Origin of the sequence: Rathayibacter sp. AY2B3 (assembly GCF_002931755.1) — a bacterium.
GTDB lineage: Bacteria > Actinomycetota > Actinomycetes > Actinomycetales > Microbacteriaceae > Rathayibacter.
The window spans coordinates 1-2,830 of record NZ_PSUG01000085.1 but is presented as its reverse complement, the minus strand read 5'-3'; the positions used below and the strand labels follow the sequence as shown (position 1 = coordinate 2,830).

Genomic DNA, 2,830 nt, shown 5'->3' with positions numbered 1-2,830 from the left:
CCCTTGGCGACGAGGACCTTCTGACCCGACTTCGCCGCGGCCTGGCTGAACAGCGAGGCGGGGCGGGCGTGGAGGCCCTTCGACGATGCAACCTGCACGACAGGAACGAGCACCCATGACGCTGTCCACTCCTCAGACCGCCTACGCCTCCGCCAAGCTCCAGGGCACCGGAGTCGGACGCGGGCTGGCCCTCGGGCCGGTCCTGCGCATGCCGGAGCCGCTGCCCGAGCCCGAGGACACCGCCAGCACCCGCAGCGTCGCCCAGGAGGAGGAGCGCGCCGTCTCGTCGCTCTCCGCGACCGCCGCGACCATCCGTCACCGCGGCGAGCGGGCCGGCGGCTCGGCGAAGGACGTCCTCGACGCCCAGGCCCTGATGGCCGAGGACCCGTCCCTCGCGGACGACGTCAAGGCGCGGATCGCCGGGGGCAAGACCGCGGAGCGCGCCGTGCACGAGGCCTTCGCCGGCTTCCGCGACCTGCTCGTGGCGATGGGCGGCTACATGGCCGAGCGCGCGACCGACCTCGACGACGTCTCGCAGCGCGTCGTGGCGCACCTGCGCGGCGTCGCCGCTCCCGGCGTCCCCGAGTCGGACGAGCCCTTCGTGCCCGTCGCCCGCGACCTCGCCCCGGCCGACACGGCGCTGCTCGACCTCGAGAAGGTCCTCGGCCTGATCACCAGCGACGGGGGACCGACCTCGCACACGGCGATCCTCGCCCGGGAGAAGTCGATCACCGCCATCGTCGGCACCACCGGCGCCCTCGACCTGCGGGACGGCCAGCTCGTCATCCTCGACGCGACCTCCGGCGTCGTGACGGTGAACCCCTCCGACGCCGAGATCGGCGCCGCGAAGTCCTCGATCGCCGAGCGCGCCGAGATGCTCGCCGCGCCGGTCGTCCCCGGCGCGCTGGCCGACGGCCACGCCGTGCCGCTGCTCGCGAACCTCGGGTCGGCCGACGGCGCTGCGAACGCGGTCGAGCTCGGCGCCGAGGGAGTGGGACTGTTCCGCACCGAGTTCCTCTTCCTCGACGCGAAGGAGGCGCCCTCGGTCGCCGAGCAGGCGGAGCAGTACACGCGCCTGCTCGCCGCGTTCCCGGGCCGCAAGGTGGTCGTCCGCGCGCTCGACGCGGCCGCCGACAAACCGCTGAGCTTCCTCAACGACGACCACGAGGAGAACCCTGCCCTCGGACTCCGCGGACTGCGCGCACTCCGCGCCAGCGAGCAGATCCTCCGCGACCAGCTCACCGCGCTCGCTCAGGCCGACGCCGCCCCCGCGCGGCCGACCTCGCCGACGAGGCGGAGCACGGCCGGGTGCCACGGGTCCTGGAACGCCGAGACCGTGCCGAGCATGCGGTCGGCGGCGAGCGTGTACTGGGTCAGGTCGTTGGTGCCGATCGAGGCGAAGTCCGCGACTCCGAGGATCCGGTCGGCGAGCAGGGCGGAGGAGGGGACCTCCACCATCACGCCGGCGGTGCGGATGCCGAGCTCCCGCGCCATCGAGGTGAAGTAGCGGGTCTCGTCCACGGTCGCGACCATCGGCGCCATGACCCAGAGGTCGGCGTCGGTGGCGGCGTCGGCCTGAGCGAGCGCGGTGAGCTGGTCGCGGAGGATCTGCTCGCTGGCGCGGAGTGCGCGCAGTCCGCGGAGTCCGAGGGCAGGGTTCTCCTCGTGGTCGTCGTTGAGGAAGCTCAGCGGCTTGTCGGCGCCGGCGTCGAGCGCGCGGACGACGACCTTGCGGCCGGGGAACGCGGCGAGCAGGCGCGTGTACTGCTCCGCCTGCTCGGCGACCGAGGGCGCCTCCTTCGCGTCGAGGAAGAGGAACTCGGTGCGGAACAGTCCCACTCCCTCGGCGCCGAGCTCGACCGCGTTCGCAGCGCCGTCGGCCGACCCGAGGTTCGCGCGCAGCGGCACGGCGTGGCCGTCGGCCAGCCCGCCCGGGACGACCGGCGCGGCGAGCACCTCGGCGCGCTCGGCGATCGAGGACTTCGCGGCGCCGATCTCGGCGTCGGAGGGGTTCACCGTCACGACGCCGGAGGTCGCGTCGAGGATGACGAGCTGGCCGTCCCGCAGGTCGAGGGCGCCGGTGGTGCCGACGATGGCGGTGATCGACTTCTCCCGGGCGAGGATCGCCGTGTGCGAGGTCGGTCCCCCGTCGCTGGTGATCAGGCCGAGGACCTTCTCGAGGTCGAGCAGCGCCGTGTCGGCCGGGGCGAGGTCGCGGGCGACGAGCACGAAGAGCTGGTCCGACGCGGGGACGCCTGGATCGGAGACGACGCGCAGGTGCTCCACGACGCGATGCGAGACGTCGTCGAGGTCGGTCGCGCGCTCGGCCATGTAGCCGCCCATCGCCACGAGCAGGTCGCGGAAGCCGGCGAAGGCCTCGTGCACGGCGCGCTCCGCGGTCTTGCCCCCGGCGATCCGCGCCTTGACGTCGTCCGCGAGGGACGGGTCCTCGGCCATCAGGGCCTGGGCGTCGAGGACGTCCTTCGCCGAGCCGCCGGCCCGCTCGCCGCGGTGACGGATGGTCGCGGCGGTCGCGGAGAGCGACGAGACGGCGCGCTCCTCCTCCTGGGCGACGCTGCGGGTGCTGGCGGTGTCCTCGGGCTCGGGCAGCGGCTCCGGCATGCGCAGGACCGGCCCGAGGGCCAGCCCGCGTCCGACTCCGGTGCCCTGGAGCTTGGCGGAGGCGTAGGCGGTCTGAGGAGTGGACAGCGTCATGGGTGCTCGTTCCTGTCGTGCAGGTTGCATCGTCGAAGGGCCTCCACGCCCGCCCCGCCTCGCTGTTCAGCCAGGCCGCGGCGAAGTCGGGTCAGAAGGTCCTCGTCGCCAAGGG

The 2,830-nt window shown here is 73.9% G+C and carries 1 protein-coding gene and 1 pseudogene; one reads left to right on the top strand and one right to left on the bottom strand.

Annotation, left to right across the window (positions count from 1 at the left end):
• Window positions 1-85: 85 nt before the first annotated feature.
• A pseudogene (locus C5C24_RS17295) lies at window positions 86-1,204 on the top strand (putative PEP-binding protein); the annotation flags it as partial.
• A gap of 47 nt (window positions 1,205-1,251) precedes the next feature.
• Here C5C24_RS17295 and ptsP read toward each other — a convergent pair.
• Entirely contained in the window at window positions 1,252-2,715 is a 1,464-nt protein-coding gene (gene ptsP, locus C5C24_RS17290; protein ID WP_104305556.1) for a phosphoenolpyruvate--protein phosphotransferase, read from the bottom strand.
• Window positions 2,716-2,830: the final 115 nt, after the last annotated feature.

What these genes read in the sequence shown, in the direction of transcription:
- ptsP (WP_104305556.1), bottom strand. Translation starts at nt 2,715, where the DNA reads ATGACGCTGTCCACTCCTCAGACCGCCTACGCCTCCGCCAAGCTCCAG.